We start from the raw sequence: 19,566 nt of genomic DNA, 5'->3' as shown, positions 1-19,566 counted from the left end.
TTCTGGGCGGTGGGTGGGGGCTGGGTGGTTTTTGTTTTGTGGTTTTTGCCTATGGTGGGTGGGTGGGGCGGGGCGCCGGGCCGGCCGCCCCCCCCCCACCTCCAGCGCAGCAGCATCGGCTCCACGAGCTGCCACTGATCGTCCTTCAGGTCCGAGGGGTACCGGCGTCGTTCCGTCACAGTCGATCCGTACCGCTGACACGGGCCCGGCCGCTACAGGATCCTGGAACAGCGTCCGTGCCGAGCCCGCGAAAGCCGGACAGTTGGGGGGATTCCCCTATCGAACACCCTCTCAGAGCCAGCCGCGCTCGTCCGCCACCCGCAGCGCCTCCAGCCGGTTGCGGCTGGCGGTCTTGGCGATCGCGGAGGAGAAGTAGTTGCGGACCGTCCCCTCCGACAGGTACAGCTTGGCGGCTATCTCGGCCACGTCCGCGCCCGAGCGGCAGGCGTTCAGGACGTCGCGCTCGCGCGCGGTGAGCGGGGAGGCGCCCGCGGCGAGGGTCGCGGCGGCGAGCTCCGGGTCCACGACCCGCTCCCCCGCGTCGACCCGGCGGATCGCGTCGGCCAGCACCTCGGCCGGCGCGTCCTTGACGACGAAGCCGACGGCGCCGGCCTCCATGGCGCGCCGCAGGTAGCCGGCCCGACCGAAGGTCGTGAGGATCACCACCCGGCAGTCCGGCACCTGCTGGGCGAGGACCGCGGCGGCGGCGAGGCCGTCCAGTCCGGGCATCTCGATGTCCAGCAGGGCCACGTCGGGCCGGTGCTCGCGGGCCGCGTCCACGACCTGGTCGCCGCGGCCGACGGCGGCGACGACGGTGAAGTCGTCCTCCAGGTCGAGCAGCGTGCGCAGGGCGGTGCGGACCAGCTCCTGGTCCTCCGCGAGCAGGAGACGGATCGTCATGGGCTTCCCTCCCGGATTTCCCGGCCTTCCCGGACTTGCCGACCTTCGCGGGCTTGCCGACCTTCGCGGGCTTGCCGGCCTTCCCGGACTGGCCGGCCTTCCCGGACGGGTGCGTGCGGCCGGCCGGGGAGCGCGGGGACGGTCACCCGCAGCCGCCACCCGCGCGGGCCCAGCGGGCCGGCCTCGACGTTACCGTCCGCCGCCGCGACCCGTTCGCGCAGGCCCGCGAGCCCCTTGCCGTCGCCGACGGGGGAGCCCTTGCCCGGCCCGTCGTCGCGGATCTCCACCGAGGTGCCGGTGAGCAGCACCGTGCAGCGGGCCGCGCGGGCGTGCCGGACGACGTTGGTCAGGCCCTCCCGGACGACCCAGCCGAACAGCTCCCGGTGCGCGGGGGCCACCGCGTCGGTGGCGCCCGGCAGGTCGGCGACCACTCCGGCGGCCCGCAACAGCTCGCGGCCGCGCGCGAGTTCGGCGGCCAGCGTCACCTCGCGGTAGCCGGAGACGGCCGCCCGCACGTCGGCGAGCGCCTGCCGGGAGAGGTCCTCCACGGCGGCCATCTCCTCGACCGCGAGGGCGAGGTCCTTGGCGGCGAGCCGCTGCGCCAGCCGGGACTTGACGGTGATCGCGGTGAGCGAGTGCCCGAGCAGGTCGTGCAGGTCCCGGGCGATCCGGTTGCGCTCGGCCTCCGAGGCCAGGCGCGCCACCTCGGCCCGGGCGGCGACCAGTTCCTGGTTGGTGGTGGCGATCTCGGAGAACCCGCGCACGGTCAGCGAGCTGAAGAGCAGGGCCAGCGCCTGGAACCAGCCGGGCCCGCTGTGCCAGGGGCGCACCGCCCACGGCAGGACGAGGGCGCCCACCGTGCCGGCCACCACGGCCGCGGTGGCCCGGGCGGGGAACAGCACGGCGACGAACGAGACCACGCCGGTACCCAGGAAGAAGGCGTCGGCGTGGGCGAAGGGCAGGGCCGCCGCGAACAGCGCCGCCTGCCCGGCCGTCAGGAACTCGGCCTGCCGCCGCCGGCCCCGGGCGAACGCGATGCCGCCGGCCGCGTAGCAGACCGTGAAGGCCGCGACGACCGCGTACCCGGCGACGGCCCGCGCCCCGGCGACGGTGTGGGACACGCCCAGGGCGGTGAGGGCCGGGTAGACGAGCATCCCGGTGGCCAGCATGACGCGCCGCCAGCCGTACGCCCACGGGTGCGATCCCGGGTCGGGGCCTTCGTCGGTCACGGGTGTTCCTTCCGTCGGTCGGGGTCCGGCTCGCGGGCCGGGGCTCGGTTCGCCGGGTCGGAGCTCAGCTCTGCGGGGCGGCCGCCGTGAAGAGCGTACGCAGGTGGCGTCCGTTGAGGATCACCGCCACCCCCAGCAGCAGGGCGCCGCACAGCGCCTGCTCGGCCTTCATCCAGAACGGGAAGGTACCCGGCAGGGCGATGATCACGACGATCGCGACGAGCATCGCGGTCGAGATGATCCGCAGCCGGCGGAACGCTCCGGTCGAGCCCCCGGCCGCCTTGACGGCCAGGACGAGCGTGATCACCGAGCTGGCCGCGACGGCGCTGCCGCGGATCCAGACGGCGACGTTGACGAGGTCGGGGTGGCCGGCGAGCGCGACGATCGCGGCCATCGTGACGAGGCTGATCCCGAGGTAGGCGCCCAGGAGGCGGCGGATGGTGCGGAAGGCCCGGAGGGTCTCGGGGTGGTTCAGATCGGTCGAGGTCATGGCATTCATGCTGGCCGGGGGCACCCCGCGCGGGGCAGTGTGCTCGCACACGGATGGGCCGTGACAAATGTCAGCCCCCCCCGGCCCGGCATCGGCCGGCTCGGCTCACCCCCGGCCCGGCACCGCGCGGCTCGGCTCGCCCCCGGCCCGGCACCGCCCGGTTCGGCTCACCCCCAGCCCGGCAGCGGCGGCTGCGGCCACGGCGGCGGGGCCGGCAGCCCCGCGTCCGGCGCCGGGCCGCGGCCCGCGAGCCAGGCGAGCAGCGCGTGGCCGGGGCCGGCCGCGGTCGGGCCGGTCGGGGCGACGGTCCAGGAGCGGCCGAGGTCGACGGCCTCGAACCGGCCGACCGGGAAGCCTCGTTCGGCGAGCGCGGCGGCGGTCTCCGCCAGGGCCGCCGCGACGAAACCGGCCGGCCACGCGGCCGGAGTGTGACCGAGGGCCAGGTCGGTGTGGTGGACCTCCAGTTCGCGCCGCGCGCGGTGGAGGGTGTACCAGGCCGGGTGTTTCCAGCCCGCGAGGGCCGAGACCAGGACGGACCAGCGCTCGGCGGGCATCGCCGACACCTCGTCGAGCAGCCGGTCGAGGCTCGCGCGCAGGTCGGCGGCGAGGGCGGGGACGTCCCGCCGGGCGCCCTCGTGCAGCAGGCGCTCCAGGGTGGCGCCGTCCGCCCTGGGGCCGGGCTCGACCCCGGTGCGGGCCAGGGCGAGCAGCCAGGTGTAGACGTCGGCGCTGCGGGCGACGTGGGTGACGACGTGCGCCCGGCTCCAGCCGGGCAGCGCCGAGGGCCCGCGCGCCTCCGCCTCGGTCAGGGCCGAGACGGAGGCGGCGAACCGGGCGGCGGACGCGCGGACGGCGTCGGGGAGTGCGGTGCGGTCTTCCACGGTGGTGCCCGACTTCCTTGCTCTGTACGGTCGTTCCGGGTGCAGATTTGCTACTGGGCGGCTAACTTCCCTGTTCCGCCAGGGTCTTGATGCCGTCGAGGGTGGCCGTCATGCCGGTGCGCAGTTCACCGAGGCGGACCTCGATGATCTGCTCCTCGCGGTCCGGCCAGCGGTCGATGGCGGCCGTCACGCCGTTGCGGCCGGGGCCGATCAGCACCGAGTGGCGCAGCCGGGTGCCGCCGTCCTCCGGCGTGAGCTCGTAGCGCCAGGAGGCGAGGGAGGCCGCCGGGTCCACCGAGGGGCGGCCGAACCGGCCGTCCGCGTCGGTGACGATCCACGCGAACACCTCCCGGTCGGTCAGCTCGGTCACGTGGGAGACCGTCCGCCAGTTGCCCAGCCGCTCGTTCTCGTTGTGCCCCTCGAAGCGGGCCCCGACCGCGGGCCCGTCCGCGCCGTCGAGCCAGGCGACGCCCCGGAGTTCGGGGCTGAGCCGGGCGGGCAGGGCGATGTCGGTGATCAGCGACCAGACCTCCTCGACCGTGGCCTTGATGTGCACCTCGCAGTACGTCCGCGGTCCGTCCGCGTATCGCATGGCGCTTCCCCTCCGTCGCCGGGACCTTCACGGTTCCCGGGTGGTGACCGTCCGTGATGTTAGCGAGTTGTCATGGACCTCGACAGGTGCCGGACGAATCCCCGGCGATCTCCTCGGCCCGCTCACCGGACCCTCGACGTTCGGCCGCCCCGCCCGACGGACAATCCGTTCGCAGACCGTCGGTTCCCGGTCACCACGGCGCGGGCCAGCCGGACCAGGTCCGGGATGGCCGGGTGCGCCGGGACGCCCCGGCGCCAGGCCAGGAACAGCGGGACGGGCGGGGCGTCGGCGAGCGGGCGGTAGGCGATCGCGGGGTGCTTGTGCAGCCGGGGCGTCGCGACCGTCGAGATGCCGACGGCCCGGCCGGCCGCGATGGCGGTCAGCCACTCGTCGGTGTTGGCGACCTCGATCGTCGCCGTGGGGCGGTGGCCGGCCGGCCACAGGTCGAGGGTCGTGGTGCCGGCGACCGTGTTGAGGGCGACCGGCCACGCCGCGAGGTCCGCGAGGGTGAGGACCTCGCGGTCGGCGAGGTCGCTCGCGGCGGGCACCACCGCGACCCGCTCCTCGTCCAGCAGCAGCTCGGTGACGAGACCGGGCGCCGTGACCTCGCCGCGCAGCAGGGCGATGTCGACCCGGCCCTGGGTGAGGCCGGCCGTGCGGTCGTCGATGCGGCGCAGTTCGAGCGGTACGTCGGGGTGCTCGTCGTCCCAGCGGCGCAGCAGCGGGATGGTGTGGTCGCCGAGGGCGGCCCAGGGGTGGCCGAGGCGCAGCGGCGGGGAGGCGAGCGTGCGGGGGTCGAGGGCGCTTTCCACGGCGGCGAGCGCGGCGGCGGCGCGGTCGCGGAAGGTGCGGCCGGCGGCGGTGAGCTCCAGGTGGTGGGTGGAGCGGTCGATCAGGCGGACGCCGAGGTGGTCCTCCAGCTGGCGCAGGGTCCGGGAGAGCGCGGGCTGGCCGGTGTGGAGGCGGGTGGCGGCGCGGGTGATCGTGCCCTCCTCGACGATGGCGAGGAAGGCCCGCAGGTGGCGCAGCTCGATGGTCATGCTTCGGAAGCATAACGGCTTGCCATTCGGCATTTCCCGGGGCACGAACGAATCCCTACCGTGGGGGCATGACGAACACGATGTCCGGGATGTCCCGGACGGCGGCCGCCGCCGCGACCCTCCCGGCGCCCCACCCGGCGGGACGGCCCGTCGCGCCTTCCCGGAGCGGCCTCGGCGGGATCGGGCTGGTGCTGGGCGGCACGCTGTCGGTGCAGTTCGGCTCGGCCGTCGCCGCCCTGCTGTTCCCGCGCGTCGGGCCGTTCGGGACGGTCGCTCTGCGGGTGACGATCGCGGCCGTGCTGCTGCTGGCCGTCTGCCGGCCCCGGCTGCGCGGCCACAGCCGCGGGGACTGGGCCGTCGCCGGGGCCTTCGGGGTGGCGCTCGGCGGCATGAACATCCTCTTCTACCAGGCGATCGACCGGATCCCGCTGGGCCCCGCGGTGACGCTGGAGGTGCTCGGCCCGCTCGTGCTGTCGGTGGTCGCCGCCCGCCGGGCCGTGAGCCTGGTGTGGGCGGCGCTCGCGCTCGCGGGCGTCTTCCTGCTCGGCCGGGACGGCTTCGAGCGGCTCGACCTGACGGGCGCCGGGTTCGCGCTCGCCGCCGGCGCCCTGTGGGCGGCGTACATCGTCCTCAACTCCCGCTCCGGGGCCCGCTTCCCGCGCCTGGACGGGCTCGTGGTGGCGATGGCCGTGGCGGCGCTGATGAGCCTGCCGCTGGGGATCGCCGCCGCGGGCACCGCCCTGCTCGACCCCGCGGTGCTGGCGCTCGGGCTGGCCGTGGCACTGCTCTCCTCCGGCCTGCCGTACGCCCTGGAGGTGCTCGCCCTGCGGCGCCTGCCGGCGGCGACCTTCGCGGTGCTGATGAGCCTCGCCCCGGCGGTCGGCGCCCTGGCCGGCTTCCTGGTGCTGGGGCAGACCCTGTCGGCGTCGCAGTGCGCGGCGGTCGCCCTGGTGATGGCCGCGAGCGCGGGCGCCGTCCGCACCGGCCGGGCGTAGCGGCGGGCGCCGGCCGGGCCGGGCGGGCCTTGCGGCGGGCGCCGTCCGCACCGGGCGGACCTGGCGGCAGGCACCGGCCGGACCGGGCGGGCCTTGCGGCAGGCCGTCCGGACCGGCCGGGCGTGACCGTCACCCCAGCTCGGCGACCAGGCGGGTGGCGAGCGGGACGGGGACGGCGTGGCGGGCGGCGGCGCGGAGGAGGGCTCCGCCGATGGCGTCGAGCTCCAGGGGGCGGCCCGCCTCGGCGTCGCGTTGCATGGAGGACTTCGCGGCGGGCGGGAACGCGTCGTAGAGCGCCAGCGACTTCGCCGGATCCGCCGGGGCCCCGCACGCGCGGGCGACGGCGGCGGCCTCCGCCACGAGGGCCTCCAACTCGGCGCGGTGATCGGTGCGGACGCTCCCGACCGGGCTCCCGTACCGGGTGGTGAGCAGCGCGAACGGCGCGAGGAACGCGAACTTGGCCCACAGCACGGCCGGTTCGTCCTCGCTCACCCGGGTGCGCACGCCCGCGCCGTCGAGCAGCCGCGCCACCGCGTCGAGCCGGTCGGCCGGACCGGCGAGGTCGATCTCGGTGAACGGGCTGCCGTGCTCGACCACGCCCGGCGCCACCCGGGCCGACTCGACCCGGACGACGGCCCCGACGACCCGCTCCGCCCCGAACCGCGCGCGCAGCCGCGCCGGATGCTCGATGCCGTTGAGCAGCGGCACCACCAGTCCGTGGGCGACGAGGGCGGGCGGCACCCGCTCCAGCGCCTCCGCCAGGTGGGTGTGCTTGACGGTCACCAGGCACAGGTCGACGGGCTCGCGCAGCGCGGTGTCCGCCTCCACGGGTGCGGTGAACTCGCCGAACTGGGCGCTGCGCACCCGGATACCGTCCCGGCGCAGCACCTCGGCGGTCGCCTCCCCGGCGAGGCAGATCACCCGGTGCCCGGCCCGCGCGAGCAGGGCGGCGAGCAGCCCGCCGACCCCGCCGGGGCCGAGCACGGCGACCGTCCGGCGGGGGCCGTCGGGACCGGAGGGAGCGGCGGTCGCGGGAGCCGGGGTGGGGGTGCGCGCGGTGGCGGCCGCTGCGCCGGGGCCGGGCACGGCTTCGGGGCCGAGGACGGTCCGGCAGTCCTCCCACGCGGCCGGACTCAGGAGCGGCCGCAGCCGGGTGAACAGGGCGAGCAGGTCCGCGCTCCACTGCTCGCGGAAGGCCGGGTCGGTCCGGGCGAGGTCGAGCTCGTTGGCGGCGGTCAGCTCGGCGAAGTCGCGCAGCTCGGACGGGTCCGGGGTGAGCGCGCGGCCGGTGAAGCGGTCGTGGAAGGCGGCGTCCGGGCCGGGCAGTCCGGGGTAGGTGGCGCGGCGGTCGCAGCTCGCGTACCGGTGGACGATCCGCTCGGCCCCGGGGCCGATCACGGCGGCCAGGTCGGAGCGGCGGTCGAGCGGCAGGAGGGCGGTGGGGAAGCCGTCCGTCCCGTAGGCGGCGTGACAGAGCCCGGCGAGCTGGAGGTCCGGGCGGGCGCCCCAGTCGGCGAGCCGGAGGCGGACGCGTTCCAGGTGGGCGAGCAGGGTGCCGCCTGGGTGCGGTACTTCGGCCGCGCCGAGCGAGCGCAGGAAGGAGACGGCATGGTCGATCGTCAACTCGGTGTTCCTCTCGGGGGATTGTGGGTCGGCACCCGCCGTGCCCCGCCTTGCGTCCGGAACGCGCGAGGACAGCGGGCGGGTTGCCGCCCTGGGCCCTGCAGCGATGATCGAGCCGCGCGGACATCCAAGTCAATCCACGGATTCACTGGGGAACCCCCAAGGGAAAGCTTGGGTCTGCACCGGCGTACGGTGACCGCCGTGACCCTCGACGATCTCCGCGTCTTCGCCGCGGTGTGCCGGGCCGGCTCGCTCAGCGCCGTCGCCCGCCGGCTGTCCTGCACGCAGTCCGCCGTCAGCCAGCACGTGAAGCGGCTCGAACGGGAGCTGGGCGTCGTCCTGCTCGAACGCCACCCGCGCGGCGTCGTGCCGACGAAGGCCGGGCAGCTGCTGCGCGCGGCGGCCGTCGACAGCCTCGGCGGCATCGAGCACGCGTTGCGCGGCATCGACGAACTCGCCCGCGGGGAGGGCGGATCGGTGCGGATCACGACCGGCGCCACCAGCATCCGGCACTTCATGTCCGCGGCCGTCGTCGACTTCCGCCGCCGCTTCCCGGGGGTGAGCCTGGAGTTCCAGACGGAGGTGTCCAGCCGCAGCTGCTTCGAGGCGCTCGCCGCGGGCCGCGTCGACCTCGCCTGGATCTCGCTCGGTGCGCCCGCGCGCGGGATCGAGCAGCGGCCGGTCGTCGAAATGCCCTGGGTGCTCGCCGTCGCCGCCGGGGACCCGCTCGCCGGCCGCACCCACGTCGACCCGGTGGACCTCCAGGACGCCCGCCTCATCGGGCTGCCGCAGAACTCCGTCTCGCGTTCCCAGCTCGACTCCTGGCTCGCCGGATCGGGCATCCGGCCGGTCTTCGACACCAGCGTCGCGGACTGGGACACCGCGATCCTGCTGGCCGAGCTCGGCCTCGGCCAGGCCGTCGTGCCCGCCCTCCCCGAGTGGCAGGGTCCGGGCCACCCGGGCCTGCGGCTGATCCCGCTGCCGGCCCTCCCCGCGCTCACCGCCGGCTGGGCCGTCCGCCGCTGGGACACCCTCTCGCCGCCGGCCCGCGCCTTCGCGGACACCGTCGCCGAGCACTGCGGGACGTGAGCGCGCGCCGCGCGGACCCGGCGGACCGGGCAGACCCGGCGGCGGTCTGCCGCGGATACCCGTCCGGGCGGCAAGCGGATCTGCTAGAAGTGGGAACGATCCGCCCGAGGGCGGGCGCCCGGGAGAGGTGATGCAGATGTGGCCCAGGGTCAACGGCATGCGGTCGATGGAGCTCGGCACTCCGGACGGGATGCGGGCGGAGCTGAACTCCCTGGCGCTGGCCGGGCACAAGACCGCCACCACCGGCCTGCTGGACGACTACGCCAAGGAGACCGAGGGCCTGGAGTACCCCGGCGAACGCCTGGCGCTGGTGGACGACCAGGGACGGTTCGTCGCCGCCATCGAGATCACGGGCGTGGAGGTGAAGCCCTTCGGCGAGGTGACCTGGGGACACGCGCAGGCCGAGGGGGAGGGCTTCGACTCGCTGGAGGCGTGGCGCGCCGGGCACCGGCGGTACTGGGACCGCCTCGGCACCGCGGTGGAGGACCGCACTCCCGTCGTCTGCCTGGCCTTCCGTCTCGCCGCCGAGGACTGATCCGCCCCGGGCGCGGGGCCCCGGACCGGTAGCTGCGCTCAGGCGAAGGAGGCCAACGCCCACACCGCCAACGTCCACGTCGGCAACGCCCCACGCCGCCACCGCCCTACGGCAGGAACGCCCCCACCGCCGCCCGCGTCAGCGTCCGGAAGCGCTGCTCGCCGAGGGCGCCCGGGAAGTGGCCGCCGCGTTCCAGGCTGATCACGCCGTGCGCGGCCGCCCACAGCGTGTCCGTCACCTCGTCCACGTCCGCGTCCGCCCGCAGCACGCCCGCCTCGACGCACGCCCGCGCCGCCTCCCGCAGCACGTCGAGGCTCGTCGCGGCGGCCGTCCTGCACTCGTCGTCCGGGACGAAGCCGGGCACGCCCTCGCCGTGCATGACGCCGTAGAAGTTGGGCTCCTCCAGCGCGTTGGCCCGGTAGGCGCGGCCGAGGGCGGCCAGGTGCGCGGCCGGGTCGTCGCCGCGGGGCACCGCGTCCAGGCGGCGGCGCAGCCGGGCGAAGCCCTCCAGGTAGAGCTCCCGCGTGATGCCGTCCTTGGCCCCGAAGTGCCGGTACAGGACGGTGGTCGAGCAGTCCGCGGCGGCGGCGACGCGGCGCATGCTCAGCGCGGCCGGGCCCTCGGCGGCGAGCAGGCCGGCGGCGATGTCCAGCAGGGCGGTGCGCAGCGCGGCCTCGCCCAGGGCCTGGGCCCGGGCGAAGGCGCCGGTGGGTGATTTGGCGGGCATGCGGACGATTCTCCCGTACGCCCTAACCGCGCTCCGGCAGCGGGCGGTAGATCGGCACGCCCGCCTCCTCCAGCGCGGCCCGGCGGGCGAAGTACTCGTCGCCCATCGGGTCGACGCCGAGCAGCGGCATCGCGCTGCGCCACGTGGTGACGTCCTCCGGGGCGAGGTCGGCGGCCGTCGCGAAGTGCCGTTCGGCGGCGCCCGGGTGGCCGTGGCGCAGCAGCCACAGGGCGAGTGCGGCCTCGGTGCGGGCGCGCTGGCGCGCGGGGGTGCCCGGCTCGGTCAGTGCGGCGACGGCGGCGGGGTCGACGCCCGGGTCGCCGGTGGCCGCCCAGCGGCGCAGCGCGTCGAGCGTCAGGCCGGAGTCGAGGCCGCTCATCGAGCGGAAGAGGTCGGTCGCGAACTGGGTGTCGTTGGGCCGGACGATGCGGCCGTCCTCGTCGATCCAGACCGCGGTGGGGACGTTGAGCAGCTGGTAGAGGTCGGCGACCCGGCCGTCGACGTCGATCAGCGCCGGGTGGGTCGGCGCGGCCTCGGCGATCCAGGGCGCGGCGTCCTCGGTCCTGCGGTCGACGGCGACGCTCAGCACGGAGAAGCCGTCGGCGGCGAGTTCGGCGTGCAGGCGCTCCCACGTGGGCAGGTCGTAGCGGCAGCCGCACCAGGAGGCCCAGAAGACCAGCGCGACCTTGCGCCCGCGCAGGTCGCTCAGCGCGTGCCGGGTGCCGTGGACGTCCGGGAGCGAGAAGTCGGGCGCCTCGCCGGCGGCCAGGGCGGCGGAGCGGTCGGCGGCGGAGGCGCCGAGGGCGAGGACGCCGGCGGCGGGCTCGGCGGCCACCGGGCGGCCGAGCAGGGCGGCGAAGGCGGTGAGGTCGAGGCGGCCCGCGTCCTCGAACCGGGCGACGGCCGCCGCCGGGACGCAGACGTCGCCGCGGCACCAGCCCTGCGGTTTGCGGGTGAAGCCCAGCGCGCGTTCGACGTCCGCGTGGGCGAGCCAGACGTGCGGGTCCGCGGCGCCCGGCGCGGGGCGCAGGTCGGCCGCGACGCGGGTCTCGGTGTGGTCGTCCAGGATCGTCAGCTCGACGGTGCCGCTCATCGCACGCCTCCTCGATCGAAATAACGCCGTTACTTGAGAATAACGGCGTTATTTCTGAGACCGCAACCCCTCAGCGGTCCAGGAAGCGCTTCAGCCCGTCCCGGACCCCGTCGGTCGGCACCGTCGCGGCGAACCAGGCCGCCTCGACGGCCAGTCCCTCGTCGATCGGCAGGTTGATCCCGCGCGTGACGGCCCGCAGGCAGGCGGCGACCGCCGTCGGCGCGTGCCGGACGATCCGGTCGACCAGGTGCCGGGCCGCGTCCATCAACTCCTCCGCCGGCACGACCGCGTTCACGATCCCCAGCTCGGCCGCCCGCGCCGCCGGGACCGGATCCCCGGTGAGGATCATCTCCAGGGCGCGCTTGCGCCCGACGTGCCGCGGCAGCCGCTGCGAGCCGCCGAAGGGCGGCGGGAAGCCCAGCGTGATCTCCGGCTTGGCGAAGGTCGCGTGCCCGGCTGCGATCGCCAGCGGCGCCGCCTCCGTGATCTCGCAGCCCCCGCCGTACGCCAGCCCGTTGACGGCCACGACGATCGGCTTCGGGAACTCCTCGATCCGCCGGGTCAGCGCGTGCCCGCGCCGCACGACCTCGCGCAGCGCCCGTTCCGTCCCGCCGGCGATGCTGCCGGCCAGCGACGGGATGTCGGCGCCCGCGCTGAAGGCGCGCGTCCCGGCGCCGGTGAGGATCACGGCCCGGACGGTGTCGTCGGCGTCGATCCGCGCGAGTTCGTCGAGCAGCGCGTCGATCGTCGGGTAGTCGAGGGCGTTGAGCTTGGCCTCGCGGTCGATGGTGAGGGTCACGACGTGCGCGTCACGGGCCACCCGGACGGTGCGGACGGTCATTGCGGCTGCTCCCTTGCGCCTGGCTGCGGTCGGGACCGAGGCTAGGGAGCGCCGTGCAGGACAATCCACTCATTGTCCTGGATACACCTGGGTACCCACGGGAGGCACAGGCCCATGCGACCGCCCGCCTACAAGGCCGTCGTCGACGAGTACGCCGCCGCGATCCGCTCCGGCGCGCTCCCGCCCGGCACCCGCCTGCCCACCCACCGGGAACTCGCCCGCGAGCGCCGCGTCGCCCTCGCCACCGCGACCCGCGTCTACGCCGAACTCGCCGCCGCCGGGCTGGTGGTGGGCGAACAGGGCCGCGGCACGTTCGTCCGGGTCCGCAGCGGCTACGACGGCGTCGAACCCTCGCGCACGCTCCCGGTGCCGCGCCTCGCCGACCTCTCGTTCAACCAGCCGCTCGCCCCCGGCCAGGGCGACGACCTCCGCCACGCGCTGCGCGCCCTCGCCGCCTCCGGCGACGCCGAGGCCCTGCTGCGCCAGGACCCGCCGGGCGGGCACGGGCACGACCGGGCGGTCGTCGCCACCTACCTGCTGGGGCGCGGTGTCGACACCGCCCCCGAGAACGTGCTTCTGACCAGTGGCGCCCAGCAGGCGCTGGACTGCGTACTGCGCGCGCTCACCCGGCCCGGCGACGTCCTGGCCGTCGACGCGCTCGGCTACCCGGGCATCAAGCTGCTCGCCGCCGCCCACGGCCTCGACCTCGCACCCGTCCCGGTCACCCCGGCCGGCCCGGACCTCGACGCGCTCGACCGCCTGTGCCGGGCCCGCCGGGTCCGCGCGGTCTACATGATCCCCACCGTCCACAACCCGCTCGGCTGGGTGCTCGACCAGCGGCAGCGCGAGCGGCTGGCCGCGATCGCGACCGCCCGGGACCTCGTGGTCGTCGAGGACGGCACGTACGCGTTCCTGGAGCCCGCACCCCCTCCCCCGCTGCACGCCCTCGCGCCCGAATGGACCTGCTACGTGGCCGGGTTGTCGAAGAACGTGGCCCCCGGCCTGCGGTTCGGCTTCGCCGTCGTGCCCAAGCACCTCCTGCGGCCCGCCACCTCCGCGCTGCGCGCCGCCGCGTGGGGCTCCCCGGGCCTGGTCACCGCGCTCGCCACCGGCTGGATCGCCGACGGCACGGTCGCCCGCCTGGAACGCCACCGCCGCGAGGACGCCGCCGCCCGCCAGGCCATCGCCCGGGCCGAACTCGCCGGGATGGACATCACCGCACACCCGTCGTCGTACGCGGTGTGGCTGACCCTGGAGGCCCACCAACGCCCGGACCAGGTGGCCGACCTGCTCGCCCGGGAGGGCATCCTGGTCTCCACCGCCGACGCCTTCGCCACCGGCCCGCACGTGCCGCACGCCCTCCGCCTCGCCCTGGCGACCCCGCCACGGCACGAACTCGGCGACGTGCTGGGGCGGTTGCGCAGGACGATCGAGTCCATCCCGCCGCCGTGACGCCCGGCCACGGCACTACCGCGAGGCCCGGACCGCCCGGCCGAAGCGGGAGGACCACTCACCGAGCCGCTCGACCAGTTCGGGCGGCTCGACGACGGTGAACTCCGCGCCGAGCGAACCGAGGGCCATGATCGGCCAGTTGAGGTCGTCGGCGGCCATCACGATCCGGCAGCGCCCCTCGTCCACCTCCTCGACCGCGCCCCACCGGCCGATCCGCTCGCGCACGCCCCCGGCCGGCGCGGCCACCACCGCCTCCACCCGGTACGGGCGGACCAGGCCGTTGACGCCCGCCCGGACGAACTCGGCGGCGTCGGCGGCCGGCAGCTCGCGCGGGGCGAACCGGCCGCCGCCGCCCTCGGGCGCCGTGAGCCGGTCGAGCCGGAAGGTGCGCCAGTCCTGCCGGGTGAGGTCGTACGCCACCAGGTACCAGCGGCGGTCCAGGCACACCAGCCGGTGCGGCTCGACGTGCCGGTCCGCCCGCCGGCCGTCCGCCGCCGTGTACGAGAAGCGCAGCCGCTCGGCGTCCCGGCAGGCCAGCGCCACCACCGTCAGCCCGTCCGGGTCCACCGCCGCCGCGGGGCGGCCGCCCCAGTCGACCGGCACCGTCATCGCCCGCAGCGCCTCCACCCGCCGCCGCAGCCGGGCCGGCATCACCTGCACCACCTTCGCCAGCACCCGCACCGACGCCTCGGCGATCCCCTCCACCGGGCTCTCCGCCGCCGCCTGGAGACCCACCGCCAGCGCGACCGCCTCCTCGTCGTCGATCACGAGCGGCGGCAGGGCGGCGCCCGCGGCGAGCTGGTAGCCGCCGTCGACCCCGCGCTGCGCCTCGACGGGGTAGCCGAGCTCGCGCAGCCGGTCGATGTCGCGGCGCAGCGTGCGGGCGGAGACGCCGAGCCGCTCGGCGAGCTCCTCGCCGGGCCAGTAGCGGTGCGTCTGCAGGAGGGAGAGCAGCCGGAGGGTGCGGGTGCTGGTGTTCGCCATGGCTCCGATTCTGCGCGCAATTCAGGTCAGGAAGTGGCCGCAATGGTCCCTACTGTGGTTCTTGTCCGAGGGAGCAGGAAGCAACACGGAAGGCGATCACCATGACCACCACCTCCACTGCCGTCGACAAGGCCACCGACACCACCGGCGAGCGCGCCGACCTCCTCGTGGCGCTGGCCAAGCAGCGGCACTTCCTGAGCTTCACCGCCCGCGACCTGACCGACGAGCAGGCCGGGGAGCGCACCACCGTCAGCGAGCTGTGCGTGGGCGGCCTGATCAAGCACGTGACGGTGGTCGAGAAGCTGTGGGCGAACTTCATCGTCGACGGCCCGTCCGCGTTCCCCGACTTCTCGTCCTTCACCGCGGAGGACTACGCCCGCCGCGCCGACGAGTTCCGCATGCTGCCCGGCGAGACCCTGGCGGACGTGCTCGCCGCGTACCGGGAAGTTGCCGCCCGCACCGACGAGTTGGTCGCCACCCTGCCCGACCTGGGTGCGATCCAGCCGCTTCCGAAGGCCCCCTGGTTCAAGGACGAGGCCTGGTCCGCGCGCCGCGTCCTGTTCCACGTCATCGCCGAGACCGCCCAGCACGCGGGCCACGCCGACATCATCCGCGAGGCCATCGACGGCGCGAAGAGCATGGGCTGACGGTCCGGCGGGCCGCAGCCGTGATCGGCTGCGGCCCGGCTACGGGCGGGCGCCGGTCAGACCGGGGTGATGCGGTAGGAGGGGAGGCCGCGGCGGCGTATCAGGACCTCGGCGACGACGAGGTTGGGGAGCCAGGCGAGGAAGGGCAGGACGGCGTACGCGGTGTCGAACACGTGCGTGCCGTCCACGGGCCCGTCGGCGGTGAGCGTCTGGAGGAGGATCAGGACGCCGAGCCAGGCGCGAAGGGTGACGGCGGCGTAGGTGAGGGCGAAGCTGCGGATCATCCAGGCGCGGTGGTTCGGCAGGTCGCCCCCGCGGATGGCACGGTAGGCGCGCCAGGTCGTCCACGCCCACAGCACCGCGAGGCTGCCGAAGCCGAAGAAGCCGTCGAAGGCGATCGAGCTGACGAAGGACATCACGAACGCGGCCGGCGAGCCGAGGCCGACGCCCGCCAGGTACACCCGGCCCGTCCAGCGGTGGACCGCGCGGGAGCGGCGGCGCAGCGCGGCGGAGAACTGGAGCGGGCCGACGAGCAGCGCCACCGAGGCCGTCACGATGTGGACGTAGAAGGCGAGTTGGATGCCGAGGGGGCGCTCGGCGTAGGTGGCGGCGAGGCCGCCGCGCGAGCCGTCGAGGGGCAGACCGGCCTGGGCGTAGGTGGCGACGACGTAGCCGACGATCCCCAGGGAGGTCAGGAGGACGACGGTCCAGGGGAAGCAGCCGCCTCCGGCGGGGCCGGTCCCCTCGGTCGGGGCGACAGCGGGCGGAGCCGTGGTGCTGGTCATGGGTGTCCCCGTTCTGGTCGGTGGAGCGTCCCCGGGCAGGGGGCCGGCGCGACCCGTCCCCCAATGTGGACACTGTGAACTTACGCGCGCATGTGGACGGCGTCAACATTTATTCGAACGTGCTGTCCCGCACCCCAACAACTGTGCAGCACAAGCGGGTTCACGAGGAGAGCCGGGCCCGGCCCGGTCGACGTGTTCACGCTGTTAACATCGGGCATGGATTCACAGCGAGCGGGCTACCACCACGGCAACCTCCGCGAGGCCCTCGTGCGGGCCGGCGTCGAGCTCGCGCGCGAGGGCGGCCCCTCGACCATCGTGCTGCGCGAGACCGCGCGCCGGGTCGGCGTCTCGCCCAACGCGGCCTACCGGCACTTCTCCGCCCTGCCGGACCTCGTCGACGAGGTCGCCCGGGACTCCCGCCGGCGCCTCGCCGAGGCCATGGACGCCGAGTTGGAACGGCGCACGCCCGCCGCCGACCCGGGGCTCGACGCCGCCGGCCGCCTCACCGCCGTGGGCGAGGGCTACATCCGCTACGCCCTGGCCGAGCCGGGCCTGTTCGCCACCGCGTTCCCGACCGGCGGCAAGACCCGGGCCCCCGAGCGCAGCGGGCAGGACCCCGCCCCCGACGACGAGGGCGACGGGGTGCGGCGCGGCCCCTTCGCGATCCTCCAGGAGGCCCTCGCCGCACTCGACGCCGCCGGCCTCCTCGCCGGACCCGCCGCGACCGCCACCTTCAACGCCTGGGCCGGCGTCCACGGCCTCGCCCTGCTCCTGCTCGGCCCCTACGCCGAACTCCCGGACGAGGAACGGGAGTCCGCCCTCACCGACGGCGTCGCGTTCGTCGTCCGCGGCCTCACGACCGCACCGGCGACGGGCTGAAGCGATCCGCTGTCAGGCCGACTCGGCCACCGACCTCGCGAGCGCCGCGACCGTCCGGCGGACGTCCGCCTCCGTCGTACGCCAGTTGCTGAACGCCGCGCGGAGGGCCGGGACCCCGGCGTAGCGCGTCGGCGTGAAGAAGGCCTCTCCCGCGACCCCGGCGGCCAGGCCGGCGAGCCGCTCGGCGGTGGGGTCGTCGGCGAGCGTGAAGCAGACGACGTTCAGCCGCACCGGCGCGAGCAGGCGCAGCCCGTCGATCCCGGCCACCGCCTCCCCGAGGGCCCGGGCCCCGGCCACGCAGCGCTCGACGATCTCGCGGTGGCCCGCCCGCCCGTACGCGCGCAGCGTGAACCAGGCGGCGAGGGCGCGCAGTCGGTGCGAGTTCTCGGGGGTGAGGTGGACGAGGTCGGGGTGCTCGCCGAGAGAGCCGAGGTAGGCGGCGGAGTTCTGGAAGACGCATGCCTGGAGGTCGCGGCGGCGGGTGAACTGCACGGCGCTGTCGTAGGGCACGTTGAGCCACTTGTGGAGGTCGACGCAGACGGAGTCGGCGAGGTCCAACCCGGCCACGAGCCCGGCGTGTTCGGGCGTCAGGGCGGCGAAGGCGCCGAACGCGCCGTCCACGTGCAGCCAGAAGTCGTACCGCTCGCGGAGCGAGGCGATCGCCCGCAGGTCGTCGAAGTCGACGGTGTTCACGGTGCCCGCGTTGGCCACGACGACGCACGGGCCGTCCGCCTCCGCGAGCGCCCGCTCCAGCGCCGCGGGGTCGACCGCCTCGCGGCCCGGCAGCGTCGGCACGGCGGTGAGCGCCGAGCGGCCGAGGCCCAGCACGGACAGCGCCTTGGCGATGCTGGAGTGCGCACTGGCGGACAGCACCCGTACCCGGCCGAGCGCGCCGGCGCCGTCCTCGGCGACGTCCACGCCGAGGCGCTCGCCCAGCCACTCGCGGGCGATCGCGAGGCCGACGGTGTTCGACATGGTGGCGCCGCTCACGAACGTGCCGGTGTGCGCGTCGGAGAGGCCGAAGAGCTCGCGCAGCCAGCCGACCGTCTCGCGCTCCAGGTGCTGACCGGCCGGGTCGAGCGAGGAGTTGGAGTTCTGGTCGGCGACGGCGGTGAGCCAGTCCCCCGCGAGGGCCGCCGGGGTCGCGCCGCCGGTGACGAACCCGAAGTAGCGCGGCCCGGCGCTCGCGCTCAGCCGCGGTTCCCAGCGCTCGCCGAACTCCGCCAGCGCCGCGCGCAGCCCGATCCCCCCGCCGTCCCCCAGCCGGACCGGCGCGGGCTCCTCCAGCGCCGTCACCACCGGCCGCTCGTCGAGGCCGCCGAGGAAGGCGACGGCCCGTTGCCGGGTCTCCTCCAGCAGCGCGGGCAACCGGTCCAGGTCGGCGGCGAGTTCAGGGTGCATGGGGTCAACTCCGTGGCGGGGAAGATCAACTGTGCCCCGAGCGTATCGACCGGCGCACCGGCCGTCCCGGTCCAATTCCACCCGAGTGGCCTGCCCCGGGCCCGCGGCATGGGCTAGCATGACCGCCATGACGACGTGCCGCGGATCCTGGTGGGCCCCCGATCGGGTGGCCTGACAGCGCAGCGCGTCATGTATCGGCCGTCCGGTGGGCGGCCGATTCGCGTTTCCCGGGCCCCCGCTGGACTCGACGCCAAGGACGGCGAACCAGTGGACGACAGGACCCTCACACGCAGCACGGCCACGCACACCCCGGACCTCACCTGGCCGCGGCTGCTCGCCACCCTGGCGGCCGGGCGCGACCTCCGGGCCGACGAGGCGCGGTGGGCCATGGAGCGCGTACTGGACGACGACTTCCGGCCGGAGCAGCTCGCGGGCTTCCTGATGGGCCTGCGGGTCAAGGGCGAGAGCGCCGCCGAACTGTCCGGCCTGGTCGCGGCCGCGCTCGACCACGCGGTGCCGCTGGACGTCGACGGCGGCCGGTGCGTCGACCTCGCCGGCACCGGGGGCGACGGCGGCTCGACCGTCAACATCTCCACCATGGCCTCCGTCCTGGTCGCCGCCTGCGGAGTGCCCGTCGTCAAGCACGGCGGCCGCTCGGCCTCCTCCAAGTGCGGCACCGCGGACGTCCTGGAGGCGCTCGGCATCCCGCTGGACCTGCCGCCCGCGGCCGTCGCCGAGGTCGCCCGCCGGGCCGGGATCACGTTCTGCTTCGCGCCGGTCTTCCACCCGGCGCTGCGCAACGCCGCCCCGGTGCGCCGCGCGCTCGGCGTGCCGTCCGCGTTCAACCTGCTCGGGCCGCTGATCGGTCCGGCCCGGCCGCGCCACCAGGTGGTCGGCGTCGCCGACCTGCGGGCGGCGCCCGCGATCGCCGGCCTGCTGGCCGAGCGGGGCACCTCCGCCCTCGTGGTGCGCTCCGAGGACGGGACGGACGAGCTGACGACGACCGCGCCGGCCCGGATCTGGGCGGTCCAGGACGGCACCGTGACGGAGGAACGGCTGGATCCCGCGGGCCTCGGGCTCGCGCCGGCGCCCGCCGGGGCGCTCGTCGGCGGCGGCCCCGAGCACAACGCGCGCGTCCTGCGGGAGGTCCTGGCGGGCGCGACCGGCCCGGTGCTGGACACCGTCCTGCTCAACGCGGCGGCCGCCCTGATCGCCGCCCGGCCCCGGCCCGGCCGGGTGGTGCCGCGGTTCCCGGCCGCCCTGCACGAGGCGCGGCAGGCCGTGGAGTCGGGGGCCGCGCCGAAGGCGCTCGACGGATGGCTGACGGCGGTCCGGGACGTGCGGACGGCCGGATAGCGGCGATTCGGCCACCCGGCGCGAGGG

General features: G+C 75.7%; 20 protein-coding genes and 1 pseudogene. 7 read left to right on the top strand and 14 right to left on the bottom strand.

From position 1 onward, the window contains the following. Nucleotides 1-291 precede the first annotated feature (291 nt). The 6 genes from ACFVU9_RS36280 to ACFVU9_RS36255 all read right to left on the bottom strand — a co-directional run bounded on the left by ACFVU9_RS36280 (nucleotide 292) and on the right by ACFVU9_RS36255 (nucleotide 5,132). The gene (locus ACFVU9_RS36280) at nucleotides 292-900 is read right to left on the bottom strand and encodes a response regulator transcription factor (protein ID WP_329931940.1); all 609 of its coding nucleotides are present in this window, start codon (nucleotides 898-900) and stop codon (nucleotides 292-294) included. Further along, nucleotides 897-2,129, bottom strand: a complete 1,233-nt coding sequence (locus tag ACFVU9_RS36275; RefSeq protein ID WP_387600967.1) for a sensor histidine kinase — start codon at nucleotides 2,127-2,129, stop codon at nucleotides 897-899. Before ACFVU9_RS36275 ends, ACFVU9_RS36280 begins: the two co-directional genes overlap by 4 nt. Before the next feature lie 64 nt (nucleotides 2,130-2,193). Continuing rightward, nucleotides 2,194-2,619 (bottom strand): hypothetical protein, encoded by a 426-nt coding sequence (locus ACFVU9_RS36270; RefSeq protein ID WP_380446340.1) that lies wholly within the window; start codon nucleotides 2,617-2,619, stop codon nucleotides 2,194-2,196. Between the two features lie 167 nt (nucleotides 2,620-2,786). Continuing rightward, nucleotides 2,787-3,500, bottom strand: a complete 714-nt coding sequence (locus ACFVU9_RS36265) for a maleylpyruvate isomerase family mycothiol-dependent enzyme (RefSeq protein WP_387600964.1) — start codon at nucleotides 3,498-3,500, stop codon at nucleotides 2,787-2,789. A 61-nt stretch (nucleotides 3,501-3,561) separates the two neighbouring features. Next, entirely contained in the window at nucleotides 3,562-4,092 is a 531-nt protein-coding gene (locus tag ACFVU9_RS36260) for an SRPBCC family protein (protein WP_380446342.1), read from the bottom strand. 122 nt (nucleotides 4,093-4,214) lie between these two features. Further along, a complete protein-coding gene (locus ACFVU9_RS36255; protein ID WP_387600960.1) occupies nucleotides 4,215-5,132 on the bottom strand; it encodes a LysR family transcriptional regulator in 918 nt (305 codons plus the stop codon). 68 nt (nucleotides 5,133-5,200) lie between these two features. Between ACFVU9_RS36255 and ACFVU9_RS36250 the strand changes: the two genes are divergently transcribed. Continuing rightward, a complete protein-coding gene (locus ACFVU9_RS36250) occupies nucleotides 5,201-6,127 on the top strand; it encodes a DMT family transporter (protein ID WP_387600956.1) in 927 nt (308 codons plus the stop codon). 129 nt (nucleotides 6,128-6,256) lie between these two features. Here the strand turns inward: ACFVU9_RS36250 and ACFVU9_RS36245 are convergent, their stop codons facing one another. Next, nucleotides 6,257-7,111 (bottom strand): ketopantoate reductase family protein, encoded by an 855-nt coding sequence (locus ACFVU9_RS36245; RefSeq protein WP_387601021.1) that lies wholly within the window; start codon nucleotides 7,109-7,111, stop codon nucleotides 6,257-6,259. A gap of 372 nt (nucleotides 7,112-7,483) precedes the next feature. After that, a pseudogene (locus tag ACFVU9_RS36240) lies at nucleotides 7,484-7,750 on the bottom strand (DUF6817 domain-containing protein); the annotation flags it as partial. Between the two features lie 201 nt (nucleotides 7,751-7,951). On the opposite strand from ACFVU9_RS36240, the gene ACFVU9_RS36235 reads away from it, so the two are divergent. Then, nucleotides 7,952-8,839 (top strand): LysR family transcriptional regulator, encoded by an 888-nt coding sequence (locus ACFVU9_RS36235; protein WP_380445056.1) that lies wholly within the window; start codon nucleotides 7,952-7,954, stop codon nucleotides 8,837-8,839. A gap of 136 nt (nucleotides 8,840-8,975) precedes the next feature. Beyond that, nucleotides 8,976-9,374, top strand: a complete 399-nt coding sequence (locus tag ACFVU9_RS36230; RefSeq protein WP_387600952.1) for an ASCH domain-containing protein — start codon at nucleotides 8,976-8,978, stop codon at nucleotides 9,372-9,374. A 106-nt stretch (nucleotides 9,375-9,480) separates the two neighbouring features. On the opposite strand, the gene ACFVU9_RS36225 is transcribed toward ACFVU9_RS36230, so the two are convergent. The 3 genes from ACFVU9_RS36225 to ACFVU9_RS36215 form a co-directional block, all read right to left on the bottom strand. Then, nucleotides 9,481-10,101, bottom strand: coding sequence for a TetR/AcrR family transcriptional regulator (locus tag ACFVU9_RS36225; protein WP_380445058.1), 621 nt, complete (start codon nucleotides 10,099-10,101; stop codon nucleotides 9,481-9,483). Between the two features lie 22 nt (nucleotides 10,102-10,123). Further along, on the bottom strand, nucleotides 10,124-11,194 hold the full coding sequence (locus tag ACFVU9_RS36220; RefSeq protein WP_387600949.1) for a redoxin domain-containing protein: 1,071 nt from the start codon (nucleotides 11,192-11,194) through the stop codon (nucleotides 10,124-10,126). A gap of 70 nt (nucleotides 11,195-11,264) precedes the next feature. Next, entirely contained in the window at nucleotides 11,265-12,035 is a 771-nt protein-coding gene (locus tag ACFVU9_RS36215; protein ID WP_380445060.1) for an enoyl-CoA hydratase-related protein, read from the bottom strand. Nucleotides 12,036-12,149: 114 nt separating this feature from the next. Here ACFVU9_RS36215 and ACFVU9_RS36210 point away from each other — a divergent pair, with 114 nt between their 5' ends. After that, nucleotides 12,150-13,487 (top strand): PLP-dependent aminotransferase family protein, encoded by a 1,338-nt coding sequence (locus tag ACFVU9_RS36210; RefSeq protein WP_387600946.1) that lies wholly within the window; start codon nucleotides 12,150-12,152, stop codon nucleotides 13,485-13,487. 15 nt (nucleotides 13,488-13,502) lie between these two features. Here the strand turns inward: ACFVU9_RS36210 and ACFVU9_RS36205 are convergent, their stop codons facing one another. Then, entirely contained in the window at nucleotides 13,503-14,471 is a 969-nt protein-coding gene (locus tag ACFVU9_RS36205; protein ID WP_380445062.1) for a helix-turn-helix transcriptional regulator, read from the bottom strand. Nucleotides 14,472-14,572: 101 nt separating this feature from the next. Between ACFVU9_RS36205 and ACFVU9_RS36200 the strand changes: the two genes are divergently transcribed. Then, the gene (locus ACFVU9_RS36200) at nucleotides 14,573-15,118 is read left to right on the top strand and encodes a DinB family protein (RefSeq protein ID WP_387600943.1); all 546 of its coding nucleotides are present in this window, start codon (nucleotides 14,573-14,575) and stop codon (nucleotides 15,116-15,118) included. 56 nt (nucleotides 15,119-15,174) lie between these two features. On the opposite strand, the gene ACFVU9_RS36195 is transcribed toward ACFVU9_RS36200, so the two are convergent. Beyond that, the gene (locus ACFVU9_RS36195; protein ID WP_387600940.1) at nucleotides 15,175-15,903 is read right to left on the bottom strand and encodes a DUF2306 domain-containing protein; all 729 of its coding nucleotides are present in this window, start codon (nucleotides 15,901-15,903) and stop codon (nucleotides 15,175-15,177) included. Nucleotides 15,904-16,119: 216 nt separating this feature from the next. On the opposite strand from ACFVU9_RS36195, the gene ACFVU9_RS36190 reads away from it, so the two are divergent. Further along, nucleotides 16,120-16,782, top strand: a complete 663-nt coding sequence (locus tag ACFVU9_RS36190) for a TetR/AcrR family transcriptional regulator (RefSeq protein ID WP_380491825.1) — start codon at nucleotides 16,120-16,122, stop codon at nucleotides 16,780-16,782. 12 nt (nucleotides 16,783-16,794) lie between these two features. Here the strand turns inward: ACFVU9_RS36190 and ACFVU9_RS36185 are convergent, their stop codons facing one another. Continuing rightward, nucleotides 16,795-18,183 (bottom strand): pyridoxal phosphate-dependent decarboxylase family protein, encoded by a 1,389-nt coding sequence (locus tag ACFVU9_RS36185; RefSeq protein ID WP_387600938.1) that lies wholly within the window; start codon nucleotides 18,181-18,183, stop codon nucleotides 16,795-16,797. Nucleotides 18,184-18,450: 267 nt separating this feature from the next. On the opposite strand from ACFVU9_RS36185, the gene trpD reads away from it, so the two are divergent. Continuing rightward, nucleotides 18,451-19,539, top strand: a complete 1,089-nt coding sequence (gene trpD / locus ACFVU9_RS36180; RefSeq protein WP_387600935.1) for an anthranilate phosphoribosyltransferase — start codon at nucleotides 18,451-18,453, stop codon at nucleotides 19,537-19,539. Nucleotides 19,540-19,566: the final 27 nt, after the last annotated feature.

Source organism: Kitasatospora sp. NPDC057936, from assembly GCF_042887525.1.
Classification (GTDB): domain Bacteria; phylum Actinomycetota; class Actinomycetes; order Streptomycetales; family Streptomycetaceae; genus Kitasatospora.
The sequence above is the reverse complement of the archived record's forward strand: the minus strand, read 5'-3'. Positions and strand labels throughout refer to the sequence as shown.